The organism is Malaciobacter mytili LMG 24559 (genome assembly GCF_003346775.1).
Taxonomy (GTDB): domain Bacteria; phylum Campylobacterota; class Campylobacteria; order Campylobacterales; family Arcobacteraceae; genus Malaciobacter; species Malaciobacter mytili.
Genome location: NZ_CP031219.1, coordinates 630,775 through 654,766, shown reverse-complemented (window position 1 = coordinate 654,766; position 23,992 = coordinate 630,775). Strand labels below are relative to the sequence as shown.

At 26.0% G+C, this 23,992-nt stretch carries 26 protein-coding genes; 2 read left to right on the top strand and 24 right to left on the bottom strand.

Features of this window, described 5'->3' with window-relative positions:
* Positions 1–11 precede the first annotated feature (11 nt).
* Complete coding sequence (locus AMYT_RS03335) at positions 12–2,627, bottom strand: valine--tRNA ligase (protein ID WP_114841141.1); 2,616 nt, start codon at positions 2,625–2,627, stop codon at positions 12–14.
* Positions 2,628–2,969: 342 nt separating this feature from the next.
* Here AMYT_RS03335 and AMYT_RS03330 point away from each other — a divergent pair, with 342 nt between their 5' ends.
* Positions 2,970–4,394 carry a GGDEF domain-containing protein gene (locus AMYT_RS03330; RefSeq protein WP_114841140.1) on the top strand — a complete coding sequence of 475 codons (1,425 nt, stop codon included), beginning with the start codon at positions 2,970–2,972 and terminating at the stop codon, positions 4,392–4,394.
* Here AMYT_RS03330 and AMYT_RS03325 read toward each other — a convergent pair.
* From AMYT_RS03325 to AMYT_RS15120, 13 genes are all read right to left on the bottom strand, one after another.
* Positions 4,386–6,431 carry an ATP-dependent helicase gene (locus tag AMYT_RS03325; RefSeq protein WP_114841139.1) on the bottom strand — a complete coding sequence of 682 codons (2,046 nt, stop codon included), beginning with the start codon at positions 6,429–6,431 and terminating at the stop codon, positions 4,386–4,388. The genes AMYT_RS03330 and AMYT_RS03325 overlap by 9 nt on opposite strands.
* Before the next feature lie 339 nt (positions 6,432–6,770).
* Entirely contained in the window at positions 6,771–7,202 is a 432-nt protein-coding gene (locus AMYT_RS03320) for a M15 family metallopeptidase domain-containing protein (protein ID WP_114841138.1), read from the bottom strand.
* 9 nt (positions 7,203–7,211) lie between these two features.
* Positions 7,212–7,550, bottom strand: coding sequence for a phage holin family protein (locus tag AMYT_RS03315; RefSeq protein WP_114841137.1), 339 nt, complete (start codon positions 7,548–7,550; stop codon positions 7,212–7,214).
* A 23-nt stretch (positions 7,551–7,573) separates the two neighbouring features.
* Positions 7,574–7,801 (bottom strand): hypothetical protein, encoded by a 228-nt coding sequence (locus AMYT_RS03310; RefSeq protein ID WP_114841136.1) that lies wholly within the window; start codon positions 7,799–7,801, stop codon positions 7,574–7,576.
* Positions 7,798–8,178 (bottom strand): hypothetical protein, encoded by a 381-nt coding sequence (locus AMYT_RS03305; protein WP_114841135.1) that lies wholly within the window; start codon positions 8,176–8,178, stop codon positions 7,798–7,800. Before AMYT_RS03305 ends, AMYT_RS03310 begins: the two co-directional genes overlap by 4 nt.
* 142 nt (positions 8,179–8,320) lie before the next feature.
* The gene (locus tag AMYT_RS03300; RefSeq protein WP_114841134.1) at positions 8,321–8,512 is read right to left on the bottom strand and encodes a hypothetical protein; all 192 of its coding nucleotides are present in this window, start codon (positions 8,510–8,512) and stop codon (positions 8,321–8,323) included.
* A gap of 12 nt (positions 8,513–8,524) precedes the next feature.
* A complete protein-coding gene (locus AMYT_RS03295) occupies positions 8,525–9,109 on the bottom strand; it encodes a tail fiber protein (protein ID WP_114841133.1) in 585 nt (194 codons plus the stop codon).
* Between the two features lie 17 nt (positions 9,110–9,126).
* A complete protein-coding gene (locus AMYT_RS03290) occupies positions 9,127–10,101 on the bottom strand; it encodes a tail fiber protein (protein WP_114841132.1) in 975 nt (324 codons plus the stop codon).
* Positions 10,102–10,430: 329 nt separating this feature from the next.
* Positions 10,431–10,619, bottom strand: coding sequence for a hypothetical protein (locus AMYT_RS03285; protein WP_114841131.1), 189 nt, complete (start codon positions 10,617–10,619; stop codon positions 10,431–10,433).
* A gap of 67 nt (positions 10,620–10,686) precedes the next feature.
* Entirely contained in the window at positions 10,687–11,298 is a 612-nt protein-coding gene (locus AMYT_RS03280) for a hypothetical protein (RefSeq protein WP_114841130.1), read from the bottom strand.
* Positions 11,295–12,122 carry a hypothetical protein gene (locus AMYT_RS03275; RefSeq protein WP_114841129.1) on the bottom strand — a complete coding sequence of 276 codons (828 nt, stop codon included), beginning with the start codon at positions 12,120–12,122 and terminating at the stop codon, positions 11,295–11,297. The genes AMYT_RS03280 and AMYT_RS03275 overlap by 4 nt, the downstream gene beginning before the upstream one ends.
* Entirely contained in the window at positions 12,122–12,478 is a 357-nt protein-coding gene (locus AMYT_RS03270) for a hypothetical protein (protein WP_114841128.1), read from the bottom strand. The genes AMYT_RS03275 and AMYT_RS03270 overlap by 1 nt, the downstream gene beginning before the upstream one ends.
* A 290-nt stretch (positions 12,479–12,768) precedes the next feature.
* Positions 12,769–12,891, bottom strand: a complete 123-nt coding sequence (locus tag AMYT_RS15120) for a hypothetical protein (RefSeq protein ID WP_265936029.1) — start codon at positions 12,889–12,891, stop codon at positions 12,769–12,771.
* Positions 12,892–13,031: 140 nt separating this feature from the next.
* Between AMYT_RS15120 and AMYT_RS03265 the strand changes: the two genes are divergently transcribed.
* Positions 13,032–13,697 carry a LexA family transcriptional regulator gene (locus tag AMYT_RS03265; RefSeq protein WP_114841127.1) on the top strand — a complete coding sequence of 222 codons (666 nt, stop codon included), beginning with the start codon at positions 13,032–13,034 and terminating at the stop codon, positions 13,695–13,697.
* A 57-nt stretch (positions 13,698–13,754) separates the two neighbouring features.
* On the opposite strand, the gene AMYT_RS03260 is transcribed toward AMYT_RS03265, so the two are convergent.
* The 10 genes from AMYT_RS03260 to AMYT_RS03215 form a co-directional block, all read right to left on the bottom strand.
* Positions 13,755–14,306 carry a protein-methionine-sulfoxide reductase heme-binding subunit MsrQ gene (locus AMYT_RS03260; RefSeq protein WP_114841126.1) on the bottom strand — a complete coding sequence of 184 codons (552 nt, stop codon included), beginning with the start codon at positions 14,304–14,306 and terminating at the stop codon, positions 13,755–13,757.
* Positions 14,306–15,265, bottom strand: a complete 960-nt coding sequence (gene msrP, locus AMYT_RS03255; protein ID WP_114841125.1) for a protein-methionine-sulfoxide reductase catalytic subunit MsrP — start codon at positions 15,263–15,265, stop codon at positions 14,306–14,308. Before msrP ends, AMYT_RS03260 begins: the two co-directional genes overlap by 1 nt.
* 64 nt (positions 15,266–15,329) lie before the next feature.
* Positions 15,330–16,520 carry an NnrS family protein gene (locus tag AMYT_RS03250; protein WP_114841124.1) on the bottom strand — a complete coding sequence of 397 codons (1,191 nt, stop codon included), beginning with the start codon at positions 16,518–16,520 and terminating at the stop codon, positions 15,330–15,332.
* A 56-nt stretch (positions 16,521–16,576) separates the two neighbouring features.
* The gene (gene prx-suh / locus AMYT_RS03245) at positions 16,577–17,113 is read right to left on the bottom strand and encodes a thiol peroxidase Prx-SUH (protein ID WP_114841123.1); all 537 of its coding nucleotides are present in this window, start codon (positions 17,111–17,113) and stop codon (positions 16,577–16,579) included.
* Positions 17,114–17,168: 55 nt separating this feature from the next.
* Positions 17,169–18,011 carry a CvfB family protein gene (locus AMYT_RS03240; protein ID WP_114841122.1) on the bottom strand — a complete coding sequence of 281 codons (843 nt, stop codon included), beginning with the start codon at positions 18,009–18,011 and terminating at the stop codon, positions 17,169–17,171.
* A gap of 41 nt (positions 18,012–18,052) precedes the next feature.
* Positions 18,053–18,847 carry a metal ABC transporter permease gene (locus AMYT_RS03235; protein WP_114841121.1) on the bottom strand — a complete coding sequence of 265 codons (795 nt, stop codon included), beginning with the start codon at positions 18,845–18,847 and terminating at the stop codon, positions 18,053–18,055.
* A gap of 1 nt (position 18,848) precedes the next feature.
* Positions 18,849–19,583 (bottom strand): metal ABC transporter ATP-binding protein, encoded by a 735-nt coding sequence (locus tag AMYT_RS03230; RefSeq protein ID WP_114841120.1) that lies wholly within the window; start codon positions 19,581–19,583, stop codon positions 18,849–18,851.
* Positions 19,584–19,644: 61 nt separating this feature from the next.
* Positions 19,645–20,388 (bottom strand): ElyC/SanA/YdcF family protein, encoded by a 744-nt coding sequence (locus AMYT_RS03225; RefSeq protein WP_114841119.1) that lies wholly within the window; start codon positions 20,386–20,388, stop codon positions 19,645–19,647.
* Positions 20,388–22,166, bottom strand: coding sequence for an AmmeMemoRadiSam system radical SAM enzyme (gene amrS, locus AMYT_RS15190; RefSeq protein WP_114841118.1), 1,779 nt, complete (start codon positions 22,164–22,166; stop codon positions 20,388–20,390). The genes AMYT_RS03225 and amrS overlap by 1 nt, the downstream gene beginning before the upstream one ends.
* Before the next feature lies 1 nt (position 22,167).
* Positions 22,168–23,991 carry a response regulator gene (locus tag AMYT_RS03215; RefSeq protein ID WP_114841117.1) on the bottom strand — a complete coding sequence of 608 codons (1,824 nt, stop codon included), beginning with the start codon at positions 23,989–23,991 and terminating at the stop codon, positions 22,168–22,170.
* Position 23,992: the final 1 nt, after the last annotated feature.

Genomic DNA, 23,992 nt, shown 5'->3' with positions numbered 1-23,992 from the left:
ATTAAAAGCTATTAAGAGATAGCTTTTAATTCATTTTCAATTTTTTCTAATTTTGTTTTTACTTCTTCTAAAGCTTTTTTATTTTCTTCTACAACATTTGCAGGTGCATTTGCAACAAATCTCTCATTTGATAACATAGAATTTAATTTGTCAAACTCTTTTAAAGCTTTCTCTTTTTGCTTAGTTAATTTATCAATAATTGCACTCATATCAATTTGCGCAGTTGGAATATATACTTCAAGATTATTTGAAACATCAGTTATACTATTTTCAACTTTAGTTTCAACAAACTCAATAGTTTCAACTTTTGCAAGTTTTTCAATAAATGGTTTTGCTAACTCTTTATCTATATTTTTATCTAATTTAACATAAGCTTTTTCTATTTTAGAGTTACCCATATCAATAACAACTTTTGCTCTTCTAATACTTACAATTGCTTCTTCAATTATAGCAAACATAGCTTCTACTTCTTCGTTTTTAGCTAAATCTTTTGGATAATTCATAACCATAATTGATTCACTATTTTCAAGCTGTGTTCCACTTAATTTTTGATATAAGTACTCAGAAATAAATGGCATAAATGGAGAAGTTAATTTTAATGTCTCTTTAAAAATAGCTCCTAATTCTGTAATTGAATCTTTTGAAGCTTTAGAGTATTCAATACCCCAATCACAAAACTCATTCCATACAAATCTATATAAACTAGAAGCTGCTTCATTAAACTTATATGTATCTAAATTTTCTCTAACTTCATCAACTGCAGTTGAAAGTTTTGATAGCATATATTTTCCTAAAGCTGTTTTTACTTCAATATCTTTTAAATCAGGGAAAACTGATACATTTAAAGATAAAAAGTTTGAAGCATTATAGAATTTATTTGTAAAGTTTCTATAAAGTTCAAGATGTTTTTTACCAAGTTTAATATCTCTTCCTTGAACTGCTAAATATGCTAAAGAGAATCTTACAATATCTGCACTAAACTCTTCAACCATATCAAGAGGGTCAATTACATTTCCTTTTGATTTAGACATTTTAGCACCTGTTTCATCTCTTACTAGAGCATGCATATAAATATGTTTAAATGGTAATTCACCCATAAAGTGTTCACCCATCATCATCATTCTAGCAACCCAGAAAAACATAATATCAAACCCAGTAATTAGTAAAGAATTTGGATAAAAGTCTTTTAAATCAGAGTCTGAAAAACAATTTTTCATTTTTTCATTATTTCCCCAACCAAGAGGAGAAAATGCCCACAATCCTGAACTAAACCAAGTATCTAAAACATCTGGGTCTTGAGTGATTTTTTTACTTGCACAATGAGGACAAGCTTCTGGCTCATCTTTTTTATCAGCCCATTGATGATTACAATCATCACAATAAAATACAGGTATTCTATGTCCCCACCAAAGTTGTCTAGAAATACACCAATCTCTTAAATCATCCATCCATGCTCTATAAGAATTTATCCAGTGCGCAGGGAAAAATTGAGTAAGTCCAGCATAAGTCTTTTCAATACTTCCTCTTGCTACTTCTTTTCTTACAAACCATTGTTTAGAAATATAAGGCTCTACAATATTTTTACATCTATAACAATGTCCTACTTGATGATTGTGTTCTTCGATTTTTACAATAAAACCTTCTTCTTCAAGCTTTTTAACAATTAATGCCCTTGCTTCTAATCTTTCAAGTCCTGCAAATTCTCCACAATAATCATTTAAAATACCTTTTTCATCAAAACAAGTAATAAACTCTAAATCGTGTCTAATACCAACTTCATAGTCATTTTGATCATGAGCAGGAGTTACTTTTACAACTCCTGTTCCAAATTCCATATCAACATGCGAATCAGTAATAATTTTAATTTTTCTATTTGTAAGAGGTAAAACTACTTCTTTTCCCACAATATTTGTATATCTTGTATCTTCAGGATGAACCATAATAGCAGTATCACCAAAATATGTTTCAGGTCTAGTTGTAGCAACAGTTACAAAGCCACTACCATCAGCAAAGTGATAATTCATATGATAAAATTTACCATTTACTTCTTCATGCTCAACTTCAATATCAGATAAGGCTCCATCATGTGTACACCAATTAACCATATAGTTATTTTGAACAATCATACCTTCATTATATAAATGAACAAAAGCCTCTTTTACTGCTTCTTTAAGACCTTCATCCATTGTAAATCTTTCTCTTGACCAAGCTGGAGTAACACCAAGTTTTCTCATTTGATGAACAATTGTTCCACCAGAAAACTCTTTCCATTTCCAAACTTTTTCTAAAAATTTTTCTCTTCCTAATTCTTCTTTTGTAGTACCTTGAGCTAAAAGTTGTTTTTCAACTACATTTTGAGTAGCAATACCAGCATGGTCAGTTCCTGGTTGCCACAATGTTTTATACCCATCCATTCTTTTATATCTTGTAATAATATCTTGAAGGGTAAAAGTAAGTGCATGACCTATATGTAAACTTCCTGTTACATTTGGTGGAGGCATCATAATTGCAAAATTTTTATCTTTTTGCTGAATAGATTTATTTCCATCTACTTCAAAATATCCTCTTTCTTCCCAAATTTTATAAAAATTATCTTCAATTTTTGATGGTTCGTACTTTTCACTCATTAAAATTCCTAATCATTTAAATATGCGCGATTATATCTAAAAGTAGTTTTATCTTAGGTAAATAAATTTCCAAAGGCAAAGGCTTTAAAAACTCACATATTTAAAATTATTATATCTAGTTTAACTATTTTATTAATAATTTAAAAGATTATATTATATATTTTAAAAGATAAAATTATACATATTGTTTAATAAAATAACCATAAAAATAATCTTATATATTTTTTATTTATTTAATTTTAGAAAAAAAGTCAAAAATCTGTTTAAAAATTATAGCTTTTTTAAAATTTTCTGCTAGAATTATAGTTTAAAAAAAATTTAGGTAAAGATTAAGTAATTAATGTGACAAAAATTATAAAAAATAAGACTCTTACTTTTATTAGTTCTATATCAGCTATAACTATTATTTTCATTGTTTTTAACTGTTTTATAATTTTAGAGGATTATAAGAAATTAGAATATGAACAAAATATAAAACATATTAAATCTCTTATTTCACTTATTGAAGAAAATATAAGAATAAATAATAAAAATAGTACTATTTTTACAGCATCAAATGAACTTTTTAGTTTAATTAAAGAAGGGAAAAATATTGTTAAAACAAAAGACATCTTAAATTCATTAAATATAGATTTACTTATTTTTCAAAATAACTCTTCAAGTTTTTATATTAGTTCCTCTCAAAATTCTATAAAAAATATGCAAACATTAAAAGAAGAAGTTATTAAAATATATAAAGAATTTGATAATTTTAATACTATAATAGAAATAAATAAAGAACTATTTTTAATTACTAAAACTAATCATTTAAATAATACATATTATGCTTTAAAAGAGTTGTCTTTAAAAAAATTAAAAGGTTTTTCTAAAAATTTTTCTGAAATAAATTTTATAGATGAACATATTTATTCAACAAATAGTAATTATAAATTTAACTCACTTTATTTTAAAAAAATTGAATTGCATACAAATATTGAGACAACAAAAGTAATAAATAAAATCTCATTTTACGGATATAAAAATAAATTTTTATTCTCTTTAGAATTATCAAATGATTCTATTTTAATTAAAGAGGGAAAAGAGACAATTACTATTTTTATTATATTTGTATCTATTTTTCTAGCACTTTTATTTTATATAACATATATCTATCAAAAAACCGTAAAAAAACATAATAATGAATTAGAAGAGAAAGTAGAAGAAAGAACACATCAAATACAATCGGCATTAAATGAATTGGAAAAAGTTAATCTTAAACTATATGATCTAGCACATACAGATTTTTTGACAAAAACTATGAATAGAAGACATTTTTTTATGCATGCACAAAATATTTTTAATATAGCTAAAAAAAATCAGAAAAATTTATGTGTAATAATGATAGATATTGATAAATTTAAACAAATCAATGATAATTATGGTCATGATATGGGAGATAGAGTTTTAATATCTTTTAGTGATTGTATAAAACAACATTTAAATAGTGAAGATATATTTGGAAGACTAGGTGGAGAAGAGTTTGCAATAGTTCTTAATAATTATAAATTAGAAGATGCCATAAAAAAAGCTGAAGAATTAAGAAATGAAATTGAAAAAATTCAAATCTATATAAAAGATGATATTATAAATATAACTGCTAGTTTTGGAATAACTGATATAAAAAATATGAAAAATATAGATGAAATGCTTCAAAAAGCAGATACTCATCTTTATAGTGCAAAAAATTCTGGAAGAAACAGAGTTAGAAGTAGACTTAACCTAATCTAAACTCTCATCTTTTATAAGTCCGGCTTCTTTTAGAAAAGGTGAATAAATAAAATCTAACTTTTTAACTTTATCATATTTTGCATAACTTAGATAAAGAATATCTTTAGCTCTTGTAACTGCAACATAAAAAAGTCGTCTCTCTTCTTCTATACTTCCACCTTTACTTATAAGCTTTCTATTAGGAAAACGCCCATCCATAAGGTCTATTACATATACTTCTTTAAACTCTAAACCTTTACTTGCATGAACAGAAAGAAGATTAACACCTTCTCCTTCACTCATCTCACTTCCACCTAAAACCATAGAGTTTATAAATTTTGAAAGGTCTTTATAATGAGTTGAAAGTGTTTTTAATAAAAGAGCTTTCCTATTGATTTTTGTAATAGAACTACTTTTTAAACTCTCATTTATTGTTCCATCTTTTTGTGTTGCTCTTTTTGTAGATAAAAACTCTTTTATTCTATTAAAAAGTGAACTTTTAACAATATGTTCTATTTGAGAAGCAGGAGATTTTACCCTTCTTAACTCTTTTAATAAATTATAAAAATCATATAAGTATAAAGCACCCTCAACTGTTAATTTAGGATGCTTTAAAATAGGATTTGATAAAAACTTCTCTTCAAAATTGCACTCTTTAAATTTTGATAAGCTACCAAGTTCTATAAAATCATCAAATAACCCAAGTTGAATATTTTTTACTTTATTAGATTCATAAGGATTTTTTATCTTATCATCAGGATGGAATAAACCATCAAAAAGCTTTCCATGTCCAAGTTTTATTAATGCATCAAAAATATCTTTTGCAATAGCTTTTCCAATACCTTTCCCATACTCAATTACATGAATAAAAGCCATCATATCATTATGGGATAATTGCATCATCAAAATATCTAATACAAATTTTACTTCTAAAGCATCAAAAAAAGACATTCCTCCCTTTCTTTTTGCAGGAATTCCAAACTCTCTTAAGTTTGCTTCTATACCATCTGCACTTGAGTTATTTCTAAAAATAATAGCTATTTCACTATGGGGCGTACTACTTTTTGAGATAAGTTCTGAGATATATTCATATTGACCAAAAAGTTCATTGAAAGCTAAAAGTTTAGGTTTTATATCAACATCATTTCTCATAACTTCTAAATTTTTTTCATAAATTCTTTCATTAAATTCTATTACTTTTGTAGCTAGATCTAAAATTGGTTTAGAAGAACGATAATTTTTTCTTAAAGTATAAACATTTGCACTATTATATCTTTTAGAAAAAGTTGAAATAATACCTATATCTGAACCATTAAAAGCATAAATACTTTGATCATAATCCCCTACACAAAAAAGAGACTTTGGTTTAAAAGCATCAAGTAATCTTCCTTGAAGTGGATTGGTATCTTGATACTCATCTACTAAAATTTCTTTAAAATCAAACTCTTCTTCTTTTAAAGTATTTAACATTAATACAAGTAAATCATCAAAATTTACATAACCATATTTTTTCTTTAACTCATCAAACTCTATAACTACATCTTCATAAATTGGAGTATATATTTCATGGGCAGGATTTTTAGAAATAACCCAAGCTCCAAACTCTTCTCCATCATTTGAGTTTAAAAAAAGTGAATACATATCATATAAATATCCCCCATCATATGGGTTTGCTTCATCATCTCTATTATAAAAAACTCTTTTTTCATAAAGAGATTTAAATAAAGTTTTTAGCTCATTTGGTTGTTTTAAAGTAATATTTATCTCAAGTTGTTTTAGTAGCTTATATGAAACTGAGTGAAAAGTTCCTGCCATTATTTTTGCAGCTAATTCTTTTCCGAAAAACTTTGCAACCCTTTGTACCATCTCTGCTGCTGCTTTATTAGTAAAAGTTAATAATAAAATCTCTTCTGGTTTTGTTCCACCATTTATTAAATTAGCAATTCTTCCAACAATAGTAGAAGTTTTACCAGTCCCTGCACTTGCAATAATCAAATTATATCCAGGTTCACAAGTTGCAGCTTCTAATTGTTCTTTATTTAGATTTGATAAGGGCATTAGTTGAATTCATTTTTTGTAAGATTAATCATTTTCGAATATTAACATAAAATTGCTTTGCTTCAAGCAAAAAAAAAGGCTTCCCGGGGAGGAAGCCTTTTACACACAAGGAAACATAAAAAATTAGTTGTCGGAAAACTTGAAATTCGCTATCTAATTTCTATTGGAAAATAAGTAAGTCCGTATTCTTGCTTATTTCTAAGAAAATTATAACACTTAACCATTAACTAAACTTCAACAAAAGGTTAATGAAAAGTTAATACTAACACTATTTTTTATTATCTATATTCTATTACTTAATTAATCAGTTAAGTAATACCAAATTTTCATAAATTACTTTTAAACCTTTACTAATTCAAAATGAGGTAAATCATCAAAACTTTGGTCATTAAAATAGTTATCAATATCCCAATCTCCACCCCATCTTAATTTATGAGTAATCTTTTTTTCTTTATATAAAATCTCACTTGCCATAAACATATATCCTGCAAGATGATAAAACCTTGCTTTTGCTTTATGTTCATTTTTAAAATCAATTGGATATGGTGCAACATCAACTGCAAGTGATGGCAATGATTGATGCTTTGATTTTTGATTTATTCCATCAAGTTTTGATTTTCCATCTTTGAAATATTTTTGTTGCATTTCTAAAGTTCTATATCCTTCAATAACTGAAAAATCATAATACTTAATAACCTCATTACAAATTGTTTGTAAATCTTTATGGCAAGTTTCTAATCTTTGTATTGAAGTCTTTCCAAAACTAGGCATTATATTCTCCTACTTTTTACTATCAAGTTTAAAAATTCTTTTAACATACTCTTCAACCATTGATTCTATTAAAACAAGACCTCTTGTACCCATATGAGAAGTAATCCCAACTAGTCCAGCAATTAACCAATCATCAAAACCTGCTGACTTACAGATAAAATAAGTTGTAATACCAATAAAAAATGATATTACTAAATCTCCTACAAGTTCAGTAATTGAAAATCTTTCATATCTACCCTCTTTTAGTTTTCTAATATACCCCACTAATCCACCTAATAAAGATAATGTTGTAATCCATAAAAAAACTAAAAAGTGTTTACTTATTATTAGAGAAATTGTATCTATCATTTTTTACCACCAACATATAACTATTATTCTGTTTCTTTTAAGCTTTGCTTCACAAGATTTACTTCTTCTTTTACTTGCAAAACAATATGTTTACCATCATTATAAATCTCTTTATATCTATTCAAATCTTGTTTTGTATAGATGTGTCCTGTATAAACTCCTTTTAAACCTTTTTCTCCATTCTCATTTGTTGCAACACAACCACTAAATACTGCTACAAGAGCAATAATTAATAAAACTAACTTTTTCATATTTCTACTTCCTTTCCTTGTGAATTTTTCTCATCAACTATTTTATTTGCCCAAAAAGCTTCATCTCCAAAATCTTTTACTGCTTTATAAAAACCTTTTGCTTTAACTAATCTATATTTTTTTAAAGCTCTATTTTCAGTTTTATCAACTATTCTTTTTAAATTTTGAATAAATCTTCTATCTGCTTTTCTTTTATCTTCTTCTGTTTTACCAATTAGATAATCAAAATCATGGATATTACAAGCTTCTTTAAATATTCCACCTGGTATTAAAAAATTGTACCAAGCACCTTTTGCACCACAACCATTACAAATCTCTTTTTTTTCTTTATTAGATAAAGCCCAATATTTTGGATTGGCATATAAAATTACTTTCATTATTCTTCCAATTCTTAAATTTTATTTGTTATTTGTTCTTTAATATATATTACTTATAAAATATTTTGTTTATTTTAGGGATTTTTTTAGATTTTGTAAGGGAGTAAAAACAGGTGCTTTCTGCACCTGTTTAAATTTATAACTATTTAGAGTAAAATTCTATTTCTATATTTTCATTCTTTAGATATTCTCTAATTACTCCATCAAAACTTTCATCTTCTGTTTCATAATGAAAAGTATATGGGATCCATCCAAATTCTTGATGATTTAATTCAACATCAACTTGTGTTTTTTCTTTATTTGAATATTTTGGGTTTTTAATTTCTATTTTCATTTTTTTCCTTTTTTATGCAATTCTTAAAAATAATGTTGCTGGCGTATTTGAAGTGCTATACCCCATACATCTCCAAGTTCCACTTAAACTTTGATTTTCTAACTTTACAGAACCATATTCAGAAACTCCAGCATATCTTAATTTTGAACCTACCCATGTAGATCCTGGTGAAAAAGTCTTTGAACCATAATATGCTAAAAAAGCATAAGTACCAACTCCACCAATAGAAGAGGGAACCGTTGCAGCTTTTCTTATAGCTTCCATAGCTTTATCATAAGCAATTTTTACAGCTTTTGAACTAGCACTAACTGTTGAATCAACACTTGAAACACTATCACTAATAGGTCTCCAAGTATTTGTATCTGTAAATAATGCATTTTCAGGTACTGGTGTTAATACCTTAGTATTATCAACTTTTGAATTTAAAGTATCTTGCAATCCTATAATATTTTCAATAGATAAGTTTTCTAAATCTTCTCTATTTTTTTTAATAAAATCAATAATTTCTTGTAATTGATCTAATGAAGTATCATTTGTTTTTAATATATTAGTAAAACTTTCAATTAAGTTTTCTAAATCTGTTTTTACAATATCCATATTTTTTCCTTTAACTTTTAATATTTAATACAATATATCATTGCTATATTTCTTGGTCTAGTTCCACCTAAATTAAAATTTCCTACCCCAATAGCATTACTATATCCAGCTACTATATTATAGTCACTTGCACTAACTGTATCTAAACCTGCTCTATCATTAATTTCACTAGTATTATTATCTGCATTAGTAATTCCTGTCGCATAAATAGCATTTAAACTGGGGTCTACTATTTGTGCTGAAGCTTTTTGCCAACTACCAATAACTCTTCCACTATCAATTCCTCTTCCATTATCAAAACCTCTAATAAATTCGCCTCTTAAATCTGGTAAGTTAAATGTTGTAATATCATCCCCTACTCCATATGTAGTACCAATTACAGCAAATAATTCAGCATATTGTGTTCTTGATAATTCTGTACCATTACATTCTAAAAACCCACTAGGAATAATAGAAGAAGGACTAATAAGAATCATTCCAGTTGGCACTGCAAAAGTTTTTAACTCTTCTTTAAGAGGTAAAGATTCTAATTTTGCCTTTAATTCAGCAGTAAAATGTTTTAAATCTAATGTCTCAGCAATATTACTTAAATCTAAATTTTGAAGTTCAGATTTATTTTGTTTAATAAAATTTACAATTTCTTGTAACTCATCTAAAGTTGTATCATCACTTGCTAAAACAACTTTAATAGCTTCAATAGCTTCATTTAAAATTACTAATTTTTCATTTAAAACTCTACCTTGATTTGCACTAAGTGGCACATTAGCTAATGTAGATAATAAATCATCAACAATATCTGCAATATTTAATTTTGAAGCAAGAAGTTCTTCTAATCCAATGATTTTTGAAACTTCAATACTTTCAACATCAACTCTATTTTGTTTTACACAAAGTTCAATCTCTTTTAAACTTTCTAAACTTGTATCACTTGATAGTAATAATCTTACACTATCAACTAAATTTTCTACAACATCAATTTCATTTGTAGGCATATTTTCTCCTTAATTTAAATTAGACTGCAATTTTATATGTTTTTTTAAATAAAGTAAGGGAGTAAAAAGTGGTGCTATTTTTTGTAAAATAAAGCTTGATAAACATATTATAAATTCTATTTATTGCAAGATGATGGTAAAAATAGGTTGTTTATCCAGATAAAAATAAATTAGAAACAGTAAAAAGAAGTTAGTAATTTTTTAGATATAAATAGAGATGATAGTTTAATACATAATGCAATTGAGACTTGTGTGAAGTTTTTAAAAACATTTCTCACAAGCCAAAAATACCTTTTTATATTATAGCAATGAGTTATTGTTAAAAAGAATTACTCCTTAAAGTTCATTAATTCTTCTTTTTTCTTCATAAAAGTTGCAGATTCTTTAAGAAGTTCTTCTATTGTTTTACCAAGAGGCATACTCTTTTGTAATGCCTCTAATGTAATAATCGTTTCTATTTCCAATGATGGTCTTACTTGTGCAGTAATTGCTTTTCTATTTTTTTCATTTATACTCATTTATTTTACCTTTAAAATTTTAATTTCAACTATTTAATTTCATTTTTATTTAGCTTTATAGTAATACTTACACATTATTTTTAAAAACTAAAATTTCTTTAGAAATTAAATTACAAATTTTTATTACACCTTTATTTTTATTTTCTATTTCAATATTTGCATTTATTTTTAACATTGCTTTTTTATAACAAATATCTAAAATATCTCTTTGCAAATTATATGAACTATTTAATGCCATTTTATAAACTTCTTCCCAAGTTCCGATGTCTTTACATACTTCAATTTGCTTATTATTTAAATTTTTTTCAAAAGTTCTAATATAACAACTAAAAGGATGACCATTTACTTGTAAAAGATAATGTATTTGTATTGCTATATCTGTTAATCTCTTAGTTAATTTATCTGAAAACTCTGCAATCTGTCCTTCTGCTTTAGGGTTAAGTTGTAATTTTGATTTAATATAATCATTGAAAACTTTTAAAAACTTTTGATACCCTGTTAAGAATTGTAATTTCTGACAAGATACAGTTTGCTCTGCATATTGAATAAACTCTAAAGGGTCAGATAAACTCTCAATCTTTTTGCTTATATTCATAACTGTAAGCATAGACCCACTTTTGATATTAAAAGTTTCGACAATAAAGTTAGAAAAATCTTTTGGTTGTATTACTGCACTCATGATATTACCTCACAATCAATTACACCACTTGGACTAGTTGAGTATAACTGCTCAATCATAGCCTTTGTATTTTCAACACTAGGACCAGTTGATTTTATTTTTTTCTGTTCTCTCATCTGGTAATCAAGATAAATATTTTCTCTTACAAAACTTTGAAGATTGCAAATATACTGCTCATCTTTAGGCTTTATTAGTGCATAGTTTCTTAATCCTTGTATAATCTTATCAATATGCTCTTGATGTAAAACAATTGCGTTATAACTCAATTGCTCTTTTACTTTTGCATTTTTAGAAGAGATATTTTTTTTGTAAAACTCAATTATCTCATTTATGCTAATTTTATTTTGATTTTCTGTATGTTCCAAATTTCTTTTTTTAGTATTTTTTTCTTTACTATCTAACTTACTGTTATTTAACTTACTATTATCCGACTTTTGAGTCGGGAGGGGTTCCGACTTTTGAGTCGGTAGCTCCCTACTTTCAAGTAGGTAGTCATAAGCAAATTGAGTTATATGAAAAAATACTTTATTTCCATCTTCTTTAGATAAATATTTTTCTAATATTCCAAGTTCAACAAGCTTATTTAATCTTCTACCTACAACATCATTTGAAGTAATATTTGCCATAGGATTATCTTCTCTAATAGCTGTATAATTAACCCAAATAAAAAGCTTATTATCTATTAGTTTTTTAAGTGCTTTTTCTGAATGAGTAAATGTATTTATCCAATCAAATAAAGCACCATCTATATAATCTACTTTTTTACCTTTTGAGTTTGCAATTGATATAAATGCTTTTTGATTTATAAATAAATATGCTTTCATCACAAAATTTCCGACACAGTATAATACTTTGCAGTATTTCTTGTAACTTTACAAGGAGCAGTTTTAAATACTTTAATTATTTTTGCTTTTTCAAGCTCATTAAATCTTCCTGTTATTGTACATCTTTTTAAGTGTTTAAATCTCTCTTGTTTACTACACCATACTTCTAACATTAATGAAGTTTGAGGTTCTAAAGATAAAAGTAAAGCCTCTGCTACTTCCTTTCTTCGTTTAGGTAATTTTTTAGTTTTAATTAACTTACTCAATGCTATTAACCTAGTATCTTCTGCTATAAAATCTTTTGCTAGATTTTTTAACTCAAATTGTGAAATATTTGGTATTTCATTCTTACTCATGATTAACTCCTACATTAATCGCTTCAATTAAACCAACCAACCCCTACCGATTTGTAGGAGGAATAAAGAACATAGGAGTTGGCTTAATTGAAAGTTCTATAAGCCTTTAGATATAATCCTTAGGCACTTATTCTAAATTCGTGTAAAATAAGAGAGTGAAATTTTGGTCGAGGACACTCTCTTATCAAAAAATCGCAAAAATATTTAGAGACTGTTGCTAAAGGAGATAAAAATTAGCAACTTGGAAAAAATAAGCCTCAATAGAAAGCTACGAATACCTCTTTATGAAGTTATTTACCAAAGGGGTTTTTATTTTCTTTATTTTTAACTTCTAACTTTTTTATATTTGGTTTATTGCATTTATCTTTGATATTTTTAAAATCATGCAAATCTCCAAAAATTATTATTTTCATTTTCTACTCCTTATAATTAAGCTATAAATATTTTTGTTTCGATAATCGTAACATTAAAAAATTTAATAATTTCTTAAAATATTACATAATTCGTAACAAATAAATGTTACAATATTAGTAACAAAAATATAGGTAAAAATATGAAAATAGGTGAAAAAATAAAATATATACTTGATGAAAAAAATTTAAAACAAATTGATTTAATTAGATTTCTTCTAGGAAAAGAAGATATTGAAGGATCAGAAAGAACTAGATTTAGTAGATACTTTAGTGGAATACATGAATTTCCAAATGAATATATTATTAAAGCTGCAATATTTTTAAAAGTTGACCCCAAAATACTACTTACAGATAAAAAAGAAATAATAGACCATAATGCTCAACTATACACCAAAATAGTTCCTATTGTTGGGAATAGTGGGTGTTCAGTTCCTTGTGAAAGTTACTTTAAAGATTGGTATGATGATACAGATGAAACGACTGTTTATTCTGGTGATGCAGATATGGTTTATGCAATTAGAGCTTTTGGAGATAGTATGGAAGATTATATCTATGAGGGTGATATCTGCTTTTTTGAAGTATTAAAAAATAATGGATTAGAAGATGGTGAAGTAGTACATTATAGCTTTGATTTTGGCTCAGATAATCAAGATATAAATGGAATAAAAGTTTATAAAAAAAACCCTGATGGATCGATTTACTTAAAGCCACTAAATGAGAGATATGAAAATATTGAAATTGATAAACCAGAGTTTTTAAAAGCTTCAAGATTATTACACATTCAAAAAGAAGCTAAAAAATTCTAAATAATAAAGCCAATTATACATACACTTCTTATCTTAATTTAATAAAGATAAGAAGAGTTATATTTTATTTTTTTTAATAATTTGTTGAAGTAGTTTACAATAGCCAAGAAATAAAATAATAACAATATATCCAAATTGTATTATAGAAAGTGATTTTTGAGCCATTACAAAATGTATTGTTATTAGTATTAAAGCAAGATATATAAATTTATGATATTTATTATACTTTTTAAATAGCTGTTGGGTAGAAGTAAATGCCATAAATAAAAGTATAAAAAAAGCAATCATTCCAAGATAAATAAAAGGCTTTTCAAAACTTTCTTTTAAAATAAAAGCAAAATTAATTTCAGCATCTAAAACTATAAAGTTTAGTAAATGTAAAAAAGCGTAAAAAAAGCCAAATAAACCTATCATTTTTCTATATTTGATTAAATTTACTCTTTTTTTTATCATTGATATACTTATAGTAAAAAATAAAATCACAGTTGCTGTTGCTCCACTTACAGTATAAATATATTTTATTGGGTCATTTATATTTTCTAAAATAAATAGTTCATATAATGTAATAAATAAAGGTAAAGAAAAAAGAATAAAAATAATACTTTTCATTAAAACTCCTTTCTTAAATCCATCCCTTTATATAAATATGCAACTTCTTTTTCATATCCATTAAACATTAAAGTATTTTGTTTTAAAAACTTGCCTAAAACTCTCTCTTTTGCTTGAGACCATCGAGGATGATCAACTTTTGGATTTACATTTGCATAAAAACCATACTCTTTTGGATTTTCTTTTTGCCAAGTATTTAAAGGTTGTTCATTTGTAAAAGAGATTTTTGCTATTGACTTAATAGATTTAAAACCATATTTCCAAGGAACTATTAATCTAATAGGAGCACCATTTTGTTTTGGCATTGATGAGCCATATAACCCCACAGCCATAATTACAAGTTCATTCATAGCTTCATCTATTCTAAGTCCTTCAACATAAGGATAATCAATTGCACCAAAAACTGTTCTTGCTTGGTCAGGGAACATATCATCATCATATAAAGTTTCAAACCTTATATATTTTGCACTTGATAAAGGTTTTAAGTATTTAATTAGCTTTGAAAGTTCAAAACCTATCCAAGGTACAACCATAGACCAGCCTTCAACACATCTAAATCTATAAATTCTCTCTTCTAAAGCAAACTTTTTTACTAAATCATCAAAATCCAAAGTAACAGGTTTTTCAATTAAGCCATCAACTTCTATTTTCCAATTATTTGTATTTAAAGTATAAGCTAAATCTTTCACCCTACTTTGGTTTGTTGTAAATTCATAGAAATTATTATGAGAAGTAATTTGTTCATAAGTATTTAAAACTAAATTATTTGGATTATTATCTTTTATAAATTTTAAATTTTGTACAGGAAGTTGATCTTTTGCAAGTGCTTCAATAATCGAACCACTTGCTACTAAACTTGCAGCTCCTAGTTTTAAAAAAGTTCTTCTATTATCAAATAACTCTTTTGAAGTTACTTCATTTTCAGATATTTGCCAAGTTTTTCTTTTAATAAAATTCATAACATATCCTTTTAGTTGTTATATTAAAAGTTTATAACATCTTTGTTAAGGATATGTGTAGTTATTATTTGCCTTTTAATAGTATTTTTATATATTTTAAAGACCAAATAACTAAAGAAATCAATAAAATAGCTGTAGTTAAATTTACCCAAAAGATATAATTAAAATGTAAATTTAAAGAAAAAGAAGTAAATATTCTTAAAAGTACTATTATTTGAACTACTATAAAAATAATAGTTGTAAATTTATTTGCATGGGGAGTTTGACCACTATGCCCTAAAACAACCCTTGTTCCAAATCCCAATAAAATAGTTGAAAAATACCCTAAAGCAAAAGTATGCAAAGAAGCTTTTTCAAAAACAAAATTTATATTAAGTAATTCAAAACTATTTTGTAAAATTGAGATAAAAAAGCCAATAGGTATCCAATATAAACTAATATATAATACCCACATAATAGCACTTACATTAAATAAAGGCAGTTTCCATTTATAAAGTTCAAATATAATAAAAATAAAAAAAGCTATATTAATTATTAAAGAAAATATAGTTAAGTTTAAAGTTAAAAACACTACTTTTAATATCATTAAGATAAAAAATATCTCCATTATTTTTGCACTTTTATTTATTTTATATGTTTGTACTTTAACTTGTGTAAAAAAAGGTATCATTCTTTGAGATATTGAAAAAATAAGACCAAATAAAAATAGATAAAAACCACCATTAATTGCAATTTTTTCTAAAAAATAACTATTTGAAAAACCAAAAAGAGAAAAATAGTAAATAATATGAGAAATAAGACCAAATAAAAATGAAATTAAAATCCATTTAGTATCATATTTATTTGCAACTTTACTATTTTCATATATTAAATATAAAATACGAAAAGATAAAATTTGCGCTAAAATTAAAAATAAAGTAAAAATAAAAATAAAATTATTTGCAAATAGTAGAGATAGCAAAAATCCTAAACTAGAGAAAAAATATAAGAAAAAATGCTTCATATAAAGTTCTTTTTTTATCTCAGCTTGCACTAAAAATCTAGGAAAAACCACATATAAAAAACCCATAAAAAATTGTACAAAAACAATAAATATCATACTATAGGCATGATATGTTAAAAGGGAACTATCCAAAGAAAATACTGAAGAAAATGAGCCCAAAAGTAAAGTTAAAAAAATAATAAAAAATATCATACCACTTGAAAAAAATGGTTGATGAGGCTGTGAAGAAAATTTTAAATACCAATTTTTCATTATAACTCCTAAAAAATTTTAGGAATTATAACTACTTTATTAAATAAAAAAATTGATTAGTGACAAGAACCACAACAAGAAGTGCTAGTTGCTTCTTTTGCTGCTTGTAATGCAGCATCATAATTTGGCTCTTCTGTAATTTCATTACAAATTTCTTTATAAGTAACTACTCCACTTGCATTTATAACAAAAATAGCTCTGCAAGAAATACCTGCTAAAGGTCCATCAGCAATTAAAACACCATAAGCTTTTGAAAGTTCTTTATTTCTAAAATCACTTCCAACTTTTAAGTTTTCAATACCTTCTGTTGTACAAAATCTTCCCATAGCAAATGGTAAATCCATTGAAACTACAGTAATTTGAGCATTTTCTAATTTTGCAGCTTCTTCATTAAATTTTCTAGTTTCTGCTGCACAAACAGGAGTATCTAATGACGGAACTACCACTAAGATTTGTGCACAACCTTTTTCTCCACCAACTTCTATTTCACTTAAATCTTGTCCTACTATTTTTACAACAGGAGCTAAATCAGAAACATTTACTTCATTTCCTTCTAAATTTACAACATTACCTTTTAAGTGTGTAATTGCCATTTTTTATCCTTAATTTTAATTTAATTAATTATATAAAATTTGTTTAAAAAAACTCTTAAGCTTTTAATAAAATTTTATCTTCTTCTAAAACAACTATATTATCGTTGATTAAGCTATTTAAAGCTGCTTTAAATCTTTTTTTACTCATTTCAAAAAGTTCAATTATTTTTTCAGGATCACTTTTTGATGTAATCTTTAATTCATTATTGTTTATTTTTAAAACTTCTATTATTTTTAAAGTATCATCATTAGAATTATCTTGTGCAATTTTTTGTAATGAAATATCAAGTTTTCCATCATCTCTTACAGTTTTAATATAAGCAGTTTTTTTATCACCAATATTTATTTTTGTAAAAATTTCAGTATGATAAATCATCCCTTCAAATTTACTATTTACATATACTTTAAAACCTAAAGGAGTTTTTTTGTATACAATAATCTGCACCTCATCATTTCTTTGGAAATTTGAAAGGTCTCTATTAAACTTTTCTTGAAACTTTTCAACTCCAATTAATCTATGTGACTTTTCATCTTCAATAACTTTAACAAGTCTTTTTTCACCTATTTGAAAAGGTGATTTTTGTTTATTCTTAGGAACTAATAAATCTTTAGGTAAGCCCAAATCAACAAAAGCACCAAATTTAGCAATATCAACAACTTCTAAAAGAGCTATCTCATTTATTTTTGCCTTTGGCATTATTGTAGTTGCTACAAGTCTATCTTCACTATCTGTGTAAATAAACACTTCAATTTCTTGACCTAATTGCATCTCTTGTTTTATATAAACATTTGGAAGTAAAACTTCACTATTATCTAAGCTTTTTAAATATAGCCCTGGTTCACTTACTCTACTTATTTCTAAAGTATTAATTTCACCTAATTTAATTTTTTCATTCATTTTGGTTCTTCCGTTTTAATTTCTTAGATTATATCTAAATTTTATCTTTTAACTACTTTTACAGCCAATAAGGTAGCTACACCAACTATTATAATACTAGCACCTGAACTAATATCAAAGAAATATGAAATAATAAGTCCACTAATAGTAAAAAAAACAGCAAATAGTGAACTAATAATCATCATACTTGATAATCTTGAAGCAAAAACCTCAGCTAAATATGTGGGTATAGTTAAAAGAGCAATTACTAAAATAAGCCCCACTACTCTAATAGCTGCAACAACACAAAGAGCAGCTAAAATTAAGATAAGTGTATAAAAAAACTTAACACTAATTCCTCTTAATTTTGCAAACTCACTATCATAAGAGACTGCTAATATCTCTTTATAAAAAAAGACAACTAAAGATATTATAATAATATCCAAACTTGCCATATATAAAATATCTTCATTTGATACAGCAATAATAGACCCAAATAAGTAACTCATTAAATCCACATTATACCCAGGCGTTAAATCAACAAAAACTATACCAATAGCCATACCTAAGGCCCACATCATACCAATAATACTATCTATTCTATTTTTATTGTTTTGTGTTATAAAAGCAATAAAAATTGCAGATAACACTGCAAAAACCGTTGCACCAAGTAAAATTGGAAGCCCTAAGAAAATAGCAAGCCCTATTCCACCATAAGAACTATGGGCAATTCCACCTGCTAAAAAAGTTATTCTATTAACAACTACCAATGAACCAATTATTCCAGCAGCAATTGAGATTAAGACTCCTGCAAAAAGTGCATTTTGCACAAAATCATAAGATAAAGCTTCTATCATATTAACACCCACATCCACAAGAGTTTTGTTTTCCTAAAGCACGAAGTAGCTCAACTTCACATAAATGTTCATTTTCATTTAGATTTTTATTTATATTATCTAATTTATGAAAAACAAGATTTTTATTCACATGAGCAACACTCTTTGCATAATTTAATAAAACTGAAATATCATGACTTACTACAACAATTGTTATATTTTTATTTAGTTTTGCAAGTAATTCATAAACCTCTTTTTGTCCCTTTACATCAATACTTGCAGTGGGTTCATCAAGTAACATTATTTGCGGATTTGCACATAAAGCCCTAGCTATAAAAACTCTTTGCCTTTGTCCTCCACTTAAATTTCCAATTTTATTATTTGCATACTCTTTCATTCCAACTTGTTCTAAAGAGTGCATTGCACAAGAAATATCATCTTTTGAATATCCAAAAAATTTTCTTTTATTTCCTATATGCCCCATAAGTACAACTTCAAGCGCAGTAATAGGAAAATCTATATTTAAATTTGTATTTTGAGGAACATATCCAAATGCATCCTCTTTTAAAAGTTTGTTAATCTTCCCTTTTTGTGGATTTAACAATTGTAAAATAAGTTTTAATAAAGTTGATTTTCCACCACCATTTGGTCCAATAATAGCTAAAAAATCACCTTTTTTTATCTGTAAATTTATATCTTCTAAAACATTTACTTTATCATACTTATATGATAAGTTTTTTATTTCTACTATATTCAAATTATACCTTTATAATATGCAACTAAGTCGCAATATTATCCAATAGTTTATTAATTTAATATCAAAAAGAAGCTTTAATCTTTTCCCAAAGAATTCCTATATACTCATGAAAAGCCACTTCTGATTTATATAAATTAAAACCACTAGGTCTTGAAAAAAAATCTGCTTTATCTTTAGCCAAATGATTTGTAACCGCAGGAATTGCATTTAAATTAAGATTATTAAAAATTAACATTGCTCTTTTCATATGAGAAGCAGAAGTTACCAAAATAAACTTTTCATCTTTTAAAAGCTCTTTTATAGCTAAAGCTTCCTCTTTTGTATCTTTTGGTTTTGAAATAGTTATAATATCTTCTTTTTTTATCTTAAGTTCAAGGGCTAATTTTTCTTGCATAAAAGCATGAGAAGTTTTATCTTTTCCACCATAACCTGAAAAAATCAATTTAGCATTTGGTAAATTTTTATAAAGCCTATATGCTTCTATAAATCTATTTAAAGCAGTTGTATTTAATTGAGAAGTTATACTTAAGTGTTCATTTGTTTTATGACCACTTCCCAAAACTACTATATAATTAACTTGGGGAATTGTTTTTAAGGCTTTATATGAATACTCTAATGGAAATAATAATCTATTTGCAATAGGAGAATAGGAAAATAAAAATAACCAAAGCAGACTAATACTAATAAAAACTTTACTTTTAAAATATGATTTTTTATGTAAAAAGAATAAAGCAATACATAGTAATATTAAAGCTATAGGTAAAGGCATTAAAAACCCAGAAATTAATTTTTTAAGAAAAAACATTAGTTTTTATTTCCTATTAAAGCAGCTGCATATCCCACAACTTTACTATTATCTTTTGTTCTATCATAACTAGTACAATAGTGCAAAATTTCAGTTTCTAACTTTAAATTTATTGCACTTTTAATAAGTGCTTTTACCCCTATCATCCCACAAGCTTCAGCCCCACTATCAAAAAGTTGCATATCTTTTTTAGCTATTGCATTTAAACAAATATTATCTTTTTTATTTGCTTCACTTAAAGTGTAAAAGTGACTTAAATCTGTACTAATTACTAAAAAAGTATCTTTATGTTTTAAAATATCTTCTATTAATAGGGCTAAAAGATTAAAATCAATTTTTCCATAAACAATTTCAACTATTTTAGAGTTTTTAAAATAGTGTTTTATAAAAGGGGCTTGTGTTTCAGTTGAATGTTCTAAATGAGCACTTGGTAAAAAATCACACCAACTATATTTATCAACTAAATTTAAAGAGTATTTTAAATCAACTTCTATATTTCCCAAAGGAGTCTCATACTCATCATATAAAGCAACCGAACAACCTTCAAAATAAACTTTATGTGAAGGACCTATAACTACTACGGTCTTATACTCTTGTTTAGAAGCTAAATTAAAAGCTAAATTTGCAGTAAAACCACTATAAATATATCCTGCATGGGGAGATATAATTGCTTTTGCATTTAGTGGCTCTTGTTTTATTTTAAAACCATTATTAAAATGTTGAATATACTTTAAAATCTCTTCTTTGCTATTTGGATAAAAAGTTCCTGCAACTGCTTTTGCTCTTGTACTCATATTAAATACTCCTTGAAGCTTTGTTTTACACTTTGGACAACTTGCATTTTTTACAATATTTTTTTTAATCTTATAATACTCTCTACTAAGTAATAACTCATTACAAAAAGAGCAATAAGTATTATTTTCATAGCCGATATTTCCTATGTAAACATTTTTAAGCCCTACTTTCTTACCAATATCAAAGGCCTCTTTTAAGTTTTCAAAAGGGGTATTATTTAAAGATAGTTCTTTGTAGTCAGGATGAAAAGCACTTATATGCCAAGGTGTTTCTTCTCCTAGATTTTGTTTTATAAAATTTGCTATTTTATAAAGTTCTTCTTTTGAGTCATTTTTAGTAGGTATTACTAAAGTGGTAACCTCAACCCAAATATTATTTTTTTTAAAATGAATTAAATTTTCTAAAACTTGCTGTAAATTTCCACCTAACTCTTTTTTATAATAGTTTTCATTAAAAGATTTTAAATCCACATTCACAGCATCAATAAGACCTTTCATATCTTCTATTACTTCACTACTTTCAAAGCCATTTGTAACAAAAACTGATTTTATACCAAATTTTTTAGCTTCAAGGGCTATATCTTTAGCAAAAGGATAAAAAATAGTTGGTTCATTGTAAGTATAAGAAATAGATTCACATTTTTTATTTAAAGCTATTTGAACTATCTCTTTAGGGGAAATATATCTACTTTTATCAATATTTTTTTCTTGTGAAATTCCATAATTTTGACAAAAAGAGCATTTAAAATTACAGCCAACTGTACCTAAAGATAAGGATTTACTATTTGGCAAAAAATGATATAGTGGTTTTTTTTCAATGGGGTCTATATTAAAAGCACTAATATGCCCATAAACTAAGCACTCTATTTTATTATCTATATTTTTATTAACACCACAAATTCCAATTTGATTTGGTTTTAAGTGGCAATAATAACTACAAAGTAAACAGATTTGTTTTCCATTTTCTTCTTTGTAGTATTTCATTTTATCTATAAACCTCTAATTCATCAAATTCATCTTTATATTTCTCTTTAATTACTAAAAATTCTTCAAGATTTTCAAAGAAAATATCTATAAGTTCTGGGTCAAAATGTTTGCCTTTTTCTTCTTTAAAAAGTTCTAATATTCTATGTAATTCCCATGCTTTTTTATAACACCTATTACTTCCTAAAGCATCAAAAACATCTGCAATTGCAGTTATTCTTCCATAAATATGTATTTCATTAGCTTTTAATCCTCTAGGATAGCCTTGACCATTCCATTTTTCATGGTGTTCATAGGCAATAATAGCTGAAGCTTTCAATATCTCTCTATTTGAGTTTTTTAGCATATCATAACCTATTTTAGTATGCTTTTTCATCTGCTCAAACTCTTCAGGGGTAAATTTAGCTGGTTTATTTAAAATAGCATCAGGAATTCCTACTTTACCAATATCATGCATAGGAGAAGCCATTTTTATAAGTTCTGCTTCTTCCTCACTTAAACCCACTTTTTTTGCTAAAAGATAAGAGTATTCTGCAACTCTTTTTACATGATTTCCTGTCTCTTTACTTCTTGCTTCTCCAATTGTTCCAAGGGAAAAGATAACATCTTTTTGAGTATCTTCTATTTCTTTATATAAATTTATAGTCTCTGTAATATTTTTACCTATTCCCATAAATTCGATGATATTACCCTTTATATCTTTAATTGTTCTAAAAGTAAAATCCATATAGTAAATATTTTTTTCTTTATTACAACAAAGTTTTAATACCCCTTGCCAAAAATTCTTTTCAATAACTTCATTAAAAACTTTATTATAAGTTTCTAAAGAACTTTTATCAATTATTGAAAGTAACTCTTTTTTTAGAAGTTCCTCTTCTTTATAATTTAATAATTGTAAAATTCTATCATTTGCAAAAGTTATCTCTTTATTTATATCAACACGAATAACAGAAGCACTTATATTTATCATTTGTTCATACTCTTTAACTAAGTGTATCTTTTTTTGAACATCTTCTTGAGAAGAGTGAAGTTTTTCTTGTAAAAACTCCTTATAAGCTTCAACTTCTGTTACATCAAATCTAATTGCAATAAACTCTTCAATCTCATTTAAAGTATTTAAAATAGGAACTATTGTGGCATCAACCACATATGTAGTTCCATCTTTTGCTCTATTTTTAAATCTTCCATTCCAAATTCTTTTTTCAACTTTTATGGTATTCCATAAATCCTCAAAAAATGCCTTACTATTATTTGGATGTCTTACTACATTATGTGAGTTTCCTATTAACTCTTCTAACTTATATCCAGAAATTTTGCAAAATTGCTCATTTGCGTAAGTGATTTTTCCAGTTATATCACTTTTGGACACAATTGCCGATTTATCAACAGCTATTTTATATTGTTCTAAAAGCTTACTTACTTCTTGATATTCTCTTTGTTTTTTTATTTTTTCATAGTTTTTATTTATCTTATCAAAAAGAATAGTTATATCCACAGGCTTTAATAAATATTCATTAACTATATCAATTTGATTAGCTTGTTTTATAAAATCAGGTTGGGAAAATGCTGATAAAATTATTGCTGGAACTTGACTTTGTTCTCTAATTGCCCTTAACATATCAAAACCATTTAATTTTGGCATATTTACATCAGTGATAATTAAATCTATCTTATTTTCTTGAAATTTATTTAATCCCTCTTCCCCATCACTAGCTACAATAACCTCAGAAGCAATAAAACCTAAAATAGTAGAGATTTCTTTTCTAATAATTTCTTCATCTTCCACATATAAAATTGTTAGATTCTTTTTAGAAATTTTATTCATT